This window comes from Streptomyces sp. NPDC005761 (assembly GCF_040630635.1).
Classification (GTDB): domain Bacteria; phylum Actinomycetota; class Actinomycetes; order Streptomycetales; family Streptomycetaceae; genus Streptomyces.
Window position 1 is genome coordinate 1 of sequence record NZ_JBEXXX010000089.1, and the last position, 7,943, is coordinate 7,943.

6 protein-coding genes and 2 pseudogenes are annotated in these 7,943 nt (G+C 71.4%); 3 read left to right on the plus strand and 5 right to left on the minus strand.

From position 1 onward, the window contains the following. The 4 genes from ABZ434_RS35775 to ABZ434_RS35790 all read right to left on the minus strand — a co-directional run. A partial coding sequence (locus ABZ434_RS35775) for a heavy metal translocating P-type ATPase (RefSeq protein WP_359146193.1) occupies nt 1-1,436 on the minus strand: 1,436 nt, incomplete at its 3' end. A gap of 102 nt (nt 1,437-1,538) precedes the next feature. Further along, nucleotides 1,539-1,847: a heavy-metal-associated domain-containing protein gene (locus ABZ434_RS35780; protein ID WP_359146196.1), complete on the minus strand. Its 309-nt coding sequence runs from the start codon at nt 1,845-1,847 to the stop codon at nt 1,539-1,541. Nucleotides 1,848-2,011: 164 nt separating this feature from the next. Next, complete coding sequence (locus ABZ434_RS35785) at nt 2,012-2,209, minus strand: MarR family transcriptional regulator (protein WP_359146199.1); 198 nt, start codon at nt 2,207-2,209, stop codon at nt 2,012-2,014. A 274-nt stretch (nt 2,210-2,483) separates the two neighbouring features. Then, nucleotides 2,484-2,843, minus strand: coding sequence for a peptidoglycan-binding protein (locus tag ABZ434_RS35790; RefSeq protein ID WP_359146202.1), 360 nt, complete (start codon nt 2,841-2,843; stop codon nt 2,484-2,486). Between the two features lie 127 nt (nt 2,844-2,970). Between ABZ434_RS35790 and ABZ434_RS35795 the strand changes: the two are divergent. Continuing rightward, a pseudogene (locus tag ABZ434_RS35795) lies at nt 2,971-3,240 on the plus strand (5-deoxy-glucuronate isomerase); the annotation flags it as partial. A 219-nt stretch (nt 3,241-3,459) separates the two neighbouring features. Next, nucleotides 3,460-4,959: a CoA-acylating methylmalonate-semialdehyde dehydrogenase gene (locus ABZ434_RS35800; RefSeq protein WP_359146205.1), complete on the plus strand. Its 1,500-nt coding sequence runs from the start codon at nt 3,460-3,462 to the stop codon at nt 4,957-4,959. 79 nt (nt 4,960-5,038) lie between these two features. On the opposite strand, the gene ABZ434_RS35805 is transcribed toward ABZ434_RS35800, so the two are convergent. Beyond that, nucleotides 5,039-5,749, minus strand: a complete 711-nt coding sequence (locus ABZ434_RS35805; RefSeq protein WP_359146208.1) for a VC0807 family protein — start codon at nt 5,747-5,749, stop codon at nt 5,039-5,041. Nucleotides 5,750-6,227: 478 nt separating this feature from the next. On the opposite strand from ABZ434_RS35805, the pseudogene ABZ434_RS35810 reads away from it, so the two are divergent. After that, a pseudogene (locus ABZ434_RS35810) lies at nt 6,228-6,866 on the plus strand (carbohydrate binding domain-containing protein); the annotation flags it as partial. Between the last annotated feature and the right edge of the window lie 1,077 nt (nt 6,867-7,943).

Consider the following 7,943-nt stretch of genomic DNA (forward strand, 5'->3'; position numbering starts at 1 on the left):
GCTCCGCGTCCGGTGCCGACCATGAGGGCGGTCGGGGTGGCGAGGCCCAGGGCGCACGGGCAGGCGATGATCAGCACGGCGACCGCGGCCGTGAAGGCGGCGGTCACGTCGTCCGTCACCAGCAGCCAGGCGACCAGGGTGACCAGGGCGATCACCAGGACCACGGGGACGAACACCGCGGAGATCCGGTCGGCCAGCCGCTGGGCCGCGGCCTTGCCGTTCTGCGCGTCCTCGACGAGCCGGGCCATCCGGGCCAGCTGGGTGTCGGCGCCGACCCGGGCGGCCTCGACGACGAGCCGGCCCGAGACGTTCACGGTGGCGCCGGTGACGGAGTCCCCGGCCCGCACGTCCACGGGGACGGACTCACCGGTGAGCATCGACGCGTCCACCGCCGAACTGCCCTCCACCACGGTGCCGTCGGTGGCGACCTTCTCGCCGGGACGGACGACGAAGCGGTCGCCGACGGCGAGCCGCCCGACGGGGACGCGTACCTCCGCACCGTCCCGCAGGACCGCGACGTCCTTGGCGCCCAGGTGCATCAGCGCCCGGAGGGCGGAACCGGCCTTCCGCTTGGACCTGGCCTCCAGATACCTGCCCAGCAGGATGAAGGTGACGACCCCTGCCGCGACCTCCAGATAGATCGTGGAGGCGCCCTCGGCACGGGAGACCGTGAAGTCGAAGCCGTGCCGCATGCCGGGCATCCCGGCGTCGCCGAGGAACAGCGCCCAGATCGACCAGCCGAAGGCGGCGAGGGTCCCGACCGACACCAGGGTGTCCATGGTGGCCGCGCCGTGCCGGAGGTTGGTCCAGGTGGCGCGGTGGAAGGGCAGTCCTCCCCAGACGACGACGGGCGCGGCGAGCGTGAGGGAGAGCCATTGCCAGTTGTCGAACTGGAGGGCCGGGATCATCGCGAGCGCCACGACGGGGGCGGCGAGCACGGCCGAGACGATGAGCCGTTGCCTCAGTGAGGCGAGGGCGGACGCGGAGCCGTCGTCGCTGCCGGGGTGAGTCGCGGCGTCGGCATCGCCGCCGGCATGGGTCTCGGTGTCCGCGGGGGTCCCGGCGCCGGGGCGGGCGCCGGTTTCGGTGCTGCCGTCGCTCCCGGGCGCCGGTGCGGTGCCGTCGGCGGCCGGAACCGGCGCCGGGAGCGGTGCGGGAGGAGTGGGGGCGGCCGGCGTCGGTGCCGGGCGGGGTGCCGGCTTCGCGGTGTAGCCGGTCTTCTCGACCGTGGCGATCAGATCCGCCAGGCCGGTCCCGGGGCCGTACGCGACCCGGGCCTTCTCCGTCGCGTAGTTGACGGTGGCGGTGACCCCGTCCATCCGGTTCAGCTTCTTCTCGACGCGGGCCGCGCAGGACGCGCAGGTCATCCCACCGATCGTGAGCTCGGCCTGCGAGCTCTCCGCTGCCGGGACCTCGGTATCTGTTGCGCTGTGCATTCCGAACTCCTGAAACGCCGACCGGGCCGTGCCCCACCAGTATCTGCTGGTCGGCCCGGCCCGGCGGCAGGGGGTGATGCGGTGCCGTGGATCCCGACGGGGTCAGGCCCGGCCGGCGAGCTCGTAACCCGCCTCGTCGACAGCGGCGCGCACGGCTTCCTCGTCCAGCGGGGTCCGGGAGACCACCGTCACCTGCCCGGTGGACGCCACGGCCTTCACCGAGGTGACACCCTCGATGGCGGAGACCTCCTCGGAGACCGCGCCTTCGCAGTGCCCGCAGGTCATGCCGGTCACCTGGTAGACGGTGGTCACGCCGGCCTGCCCGGCGCCCGTGTCCGCACCGTCGTGGCAGGAACCGGTGGGCGAGCAGCAGGAGCCGGTCGCCTGGGGGAGCTGGGTCTCGGCGGTCATCGTGTTCTCCTCTTCGACGAGCACAAATGGGTGTGGCGGCAGGGGCCCGAAAAAACTCCGAGAAGGCCGGTGCGCTTCCACACTCACGACTATATACCCCTAGGGGGTATGGATGCGAGTGGCCCCGGGGACGGTGGGCCGACCGGGTGAACGTGCGGTCGCGGTCACTCCCGGCGGCCCCGGTTGCCCGGCCGGGCGGCGACCCAGGCGCGGACGGTGTCCGCGTACCAGTAGGGCTTGCCGCTCTCGACGTGGTCGGGAGCCGGAAGAAGGCCGTGCTTGCGGTAGGAGCGGACGGTGTCCGGCTGCACCCGGATGTGTGCGGCGATGTCCTTGTAGGACCAGAGCTTCCTGTCCGTCATGCGTGCACCTCTCTGCGCTGCGCCGCAGCGGCGGCCTGGGGGCCGTCGGGGGAGCTGCGGCACGGACGCTGCCGATCACTCAGCCTCTGACCGGTGAACGACGGCGACGGGAGGCGGGCTGGGGCTGTCGAGCGCCTGTGACGGAAAACCCGCGTAACGGAGACATGTGTGACGAGCAGGTCACCACTGAGACAGAAGCGACGCATGGGTCCAAAGATGCCCGCGCCTGCGGCGGGTGCGCCCGGCTGTCTGAGGCCCGGGCGCACCCCGGTCGTCAGCCGTGCCAGAGCGCCGACCAGGTGTGCGGGCCGACGAGCCCGTCCGGGACGAGCGGCGGGTGGTCGGCCTGGAAGCGCTGGACGGCGGCGAGGGTCCGCGCGCCGAACACGCCGTCGACCGCCTCCCACGGCAGGTAGCGCCGGTTGGCGAGCATGCACTGCACCTGGGAGACGCGCTCACCCTGTTCGCCGAAGGCGGTCAGCCCGTCGCCGTCGTAGAAGGCGCAGACGGGGCTGGAGCCGGGCGGGGTCACGTTGCTCTCGTCGGCCGCGGCCCCGGGGGCCAGGGCGAGCGTGCCGGCCAGGGCGAGGGCGGCCAGGGCCGCGCGGTGGAAGGGCGGAGTCGTACGGATCACGGTGGGGTACTCCTCGGACGATGCGGTGACGGTGGCCGGGTCGCCGGGGCGGCGGGCCCCGTCCTCTCGAGGGGGACAACACCGCGTACCGCCGTCACGTCACTCCCGGCACGGCCCCCGGAGCCGGGAGCCGGGAGGAGTTCACGCACTTGTCACCGGAGAGAGCGAGTGGACCGTACTGCCGTCGACCGGTGGCTGTACGGTGCACACCTCAGATGAGATCTTTGAACTGCTGGGCGCTAAACGCGTGTTCAGCGGGGTATCCGACTTCGCGTACGTACCGCGTGACGCCCATGCACAGATCGCCTCCGGCGCAGGCGGCCGCTTCGCCCTGGCAGGAGCGAAGAGCGAGCGACGACTCCCCGCCCGCTACGGCCCCGCGCCGGAGGTATCCCTCGCGCGGCTCGGGCGACCGCTCGCACGGGCCGCGTGGCCGTCCTCCTTGTGTCTACGCGGGTACCGAAACGGCAGACACAGTGTCGGGCCCCTCTCCGGCGAGGTCGTGGTGGGATGTTGGCGTAGCCGAGAACGCCACTCGCCCGTCAGCGGTCACAGCACGGGAGAGCACGGACGACACCGCACCGACCGACGCCGCCACCTCTGAAGGAGACACAGTATGAAGACCGTCAACCACTGGATCGGTGGCAAGACCGTCGAGGGCGCGTCGGGCAACTACGGCCCGGTCACCGACCCGGCCACCGGGGCCGTCACCACCCAGGTGGCGCTCGCCTCCCTGGAAGAGGTCGACGCCGCGGTGGCCGCCGCGAAGGACGCCTACACGACGTGGGGCACCTCGTCGCTGTCCGCCCGTACGGCGGTCCTCTTCCGTTACCGCGCGCTGCTGGACGCCCACCGCGACGAGATCGCCGCCCTGATCACCGCCGAGCACGGCAAGGTGCACTCCGACGCGCTCGGCGAGGTCGCCCGCGGTCTGGAGATCGTCGAGCTGGCGTGCGGCATCACCACCCAGCTGAAGGGTGAACTGTCCACCCAGGTCTCCACCCGGGTCGACGTCTCCTCGATCCGCCAGTCGATCGGTGTCGTCGCCGGCATCACGCCGTTCAACTTCCCGGCCATGGTGCCGATGTGGATGTTCCCGCTCGCCATCGCCTGCGGCAACACCTTCGTGCTGAAGCCCAGCGAGAAGGACCCCTCGGCGGCCAACCTGCTGGCCGAGCTGGCTTCCGAGGCCGGTCTGCCGGACGGCGTCCTGAACGTCCTGCACGGTGACAAGATCGCCGTCGACGGTCTGCTGAACCACCCGGACGTCGCCGTCGTCTCCTTCGTCGGTTCGACCCCGATCGCCCGCTACATCCACGCCACGGCGTCCGCCAACGGCAAGCGCGTCCAGGCGCTCGGCGGCGCGAAGAACCACATGCTGGTCCTGCCGGACGCGGACCTCGACGCCGCCGCCGACGCCGCGGTCTCCGCCGCGTACGGATCCGCCGGTGAGCGCTGCATGGCGATCTCCGCGGTCGTCGCGGTCGGCTCCGTCGCCGACGACCTGGTCGCCCGGATCAAGGACCGCGCCGAGAAGATCAAGATCGGGCCCGGCAACGACCCGACGTCCGAGATGGGCCCCCTGATCACCGCCGCCCACCGCGACAAGGTCGCCTCGTACGTCACCGGCGCGGCCGCCCAGGGCGCCGACGTCGTGCTCGACGGCACCGGCCACACGGTGAAGGGCTTCGAGGACGGCCACTGGATCGGCCTCTCCCTCCTCGACAACGTCTCCACCGGCTCGGACGCGTACAAGGACGAGATCTTCGGCCCGGTCCTGTGCGTGCTGCGCGTCGACACGTACGAGGAGGGCGTGGCGCTGATGAACGCCTCGCCGTACGGCAACGGCACCGCGATCTTCACCCGCGACGGCGGCGCGGCCCGCCGCTTCCAGCTGGAGATCGAGGCCGGCATGGTCGGCATCAACGTCCCGATCCCGGTGCCGGTGGGCTACCACTCCTTCGGGGGCTGGAAGGACTCGCTCTTCGGCGACCACCACATCTACGGCAACGACGGCGTGCAATTCTACACCCGCGGCAAGGTCACGACCACCCGCTGGCCGGACCCGGCCGACGCCCCCGCGGGCGTGGACCTGGGCTTCCCCAGCAACCACTGACCACCGGTCGGCACCGCGCCACCCGCACAGCACTGCAGGGCCGCTCCCCCGGGGCGGCCCTGCAGCGGTTCCTGAGAGGTCAGCGGCCCGTACCGGCCGCCTCCTCGATCATCCGCTCCATCGGAACGACCGCGACCCGCCCCGAGACGACGAACGCCACCACCATCGCCGCCACCAGGACCACCGTGCCGGCCCACACCATCGTCTCGACCGGCACGGTGTACGCGCCCACGGCCCGCACCGCGCACTCGCCCAGCAGCGCGGCGCCCCACACCGCCGAGAACCGCGTCTCGGCCCGCCGGAACGCCTCCGACTCCGTCGAAAGCCGCGACCAGGCAGCGGACTTGGCCGCCTCGCCCCGCGTCAGCCACGGCCGCAGCGCCGCCGACATCATCGGCCGCCCCCGCAGCGCGGACACCAGGACCACCAGCCCGATCGTGCTGCTCACCCCGCTGTCCTTGAGGAGCATCAGCCGCGGGTCACCGGCCACCAGACTCAGCAGCAGCCCCACCGCGTTGACCGTGACCATCAGCGCCGCGAGCCCGTTGAGCCGCCGGTCGCGCACCACACCCCACGCGGTCCGCACCGCCGGCACCACACTGCTCCACGCCAGCGCGCCGAACGTACCCGTCCCCGCCGCCTTCAGCAGGTAGTACGAGGCGAGCGGCACCGCCACATCCACCAGCAGCGGCATCATGCTGTCCAGGAGGGCCTTGCGCGGGGAGAACGGAACGACACCGGCCGGAGCGCCGGCGACAGGTGCGGTGACTGTGGCGGCCGAGCTGCTCATGACGGGTTCCTCCCGTATCGGCGGCGCCCTCGCGGCTCCCGCTCCTGATACGTAAAGACTGGCCGTCGGACCCCGGTCACCGGCAGAGCCGGGTGTACCGAGCTCCGTATGACGAATGTCAGTGCCCGCGGGTGACATGCCCCGAGGTGGCCCGCCCCGCGAGCGGATCAGCTGTCAGGCGCCGACAGGTGGCGGGACGTCATAAGCAACTGCCTTTTATGCACGCCCTCTTGACGCCAAATCAGGGCGGCCCCTACATTCGCATCGCTTTGCTGAAACTTTCAGCAAGAAGCGTCAGGAGGTGATGTCCGGGCGATCGGAACGGGAGCTCCGTCCCCCACAGGCGCTTACGGCGCCTGCTCTGCTGGCTGCCGCGGTCAGGGTCGCGGCACATTCCCCCAGGAGGATCCTCGTGAGACACCCCATACGCCGGCGGATGAAACGCCCCCTCGCCGCGGCAGTGGCGGCGACAGGAGTGATGACGCTCCTCGCTGCAGTGTCCGCCGCCTATACCGCCTCCGCCGCTTCCGGGAACTCCGCGACGGTGTACTACTCCACCAAGAGCCGCAACTGGACGACGTACGACCTGCACTACCAGCCCAACGGTGGAGCCTGGACCGCTCCTCCCGGAGTGGCGATGGAGGCGGCCTGCACGGACTGGGTGAAGTTCACCGTCGACCTGGGCGGCGCCACGGGCCTGCAGGCGACGTTCAACAACGGCTCGGGCACCTGGGACAACAACAACGGCCGCAACTACGCCCTGGGCACCGGGCCGGTCACGGTCAAGGACGGCGTGGTGGGTGCGGGCGACCCCTGCACCGCCGATCCCCTCTCGACGGCCACGGTCTACTACGCCGCGGACGCGGGCTGGCCGACGGCGAACCTGCACTACGCCCCTACGGGCGGGGCGTGGACGACCGCGCCCGGTGTCGGCATGGCGAAGGCCTGCGAGGGCTGGTACAGGAAGAGCGTCGATCTGGGCGGTGCCACGGGCCTGCAGGCGACGTTCAACAACGGCTCGGGCACCTGGGACAACAACAGCGGCCGCAACTACGCCCTGGGCACCGGCACCATCACGGTCAAGAACGGGCAGATCGGCACCACCGACCCCTGCGCCACCCCGACCCCGGACCCGACGACCACCCCGGACCCGACCACCCCTCCGGACCCGGGCCCCGATCCCGGAGGACCCGACTACGCGACCAACCCCGGCGGGCGCGTCGGGCAGGCGGCGGCCGTGACGGTGGACGGCAAGGCTTCCGAGTGGACCAAGGACATGATCGTCGCCCAGGGGGTCGCCAACGACGACCCCCGCATCTTCCGCGGCAGTCACGAGGGGCCGGTCTACGACCTGTACTCCCTCTCCGCGGCCTGGGACGACACCAACCTGTACCTGATGTGGCAGTTCACCAACGTCACGGATGTGACCGACCCGGCGCAGGGCTACCCCACCAGTGACAACGGCAAGCCCTACCAGGGCGATATCCCCCAGTCCCTCGCACTGGACGTCGACCCGGCCCGGGGCGGCGACGGTCTGCTGGGGGCCGGCCCGGCAGGCCCCTGGGCTCTGCGCACCTCGTTCGCCCGCGGAGAGGTGGACCACATCGCCAACTTCTCCAGCAAGCCAGGAGTGGGCCAGCCCGCCCTCTTCGGCCTGAACGAGGCCGGCACCTTCGACTACGAACCGGCCAACGTCCAGAAGTTCGGGCCCGCAGGCATCACCTATCACTACGCCGACGGCCTGACCTCCGACAAGGTCACCGGAATCAAGGCCACCGGCAACGCCGGATACGTGCCCGCCGACCTGACCGACGCCGACCGGTACGAGGACCTGCTCGCCGCCGGGCACAGCCCGGCCCAGGACACCACGTACGAGATGAACATCCCGCTCGCGACGCTGGGGATCGACCGGGCGACCCTGGAGAGCCGGGGTCTGGGCCTCATGCTCGTCTCCACCTTCGGGCAGTCGGCCATCGGCTCCCTGCCGCAGGACCCGACCGTGCTGGACACGGCGACGGAGCCGTACGGCCCGGACAGCTCCACCTCCCACGAGAAGGACGACTGGGACGTCTTCCGCGCACCCTTCGCCCGGGTAGGGCACTAGGGCGTGTTTCGAAAGTCCCGCCTGTCCGGCGACGCCTGGCACGCACGCTCGCCGCGTTGTCGGGATCACCCCGATACGCCCAGTATCGGG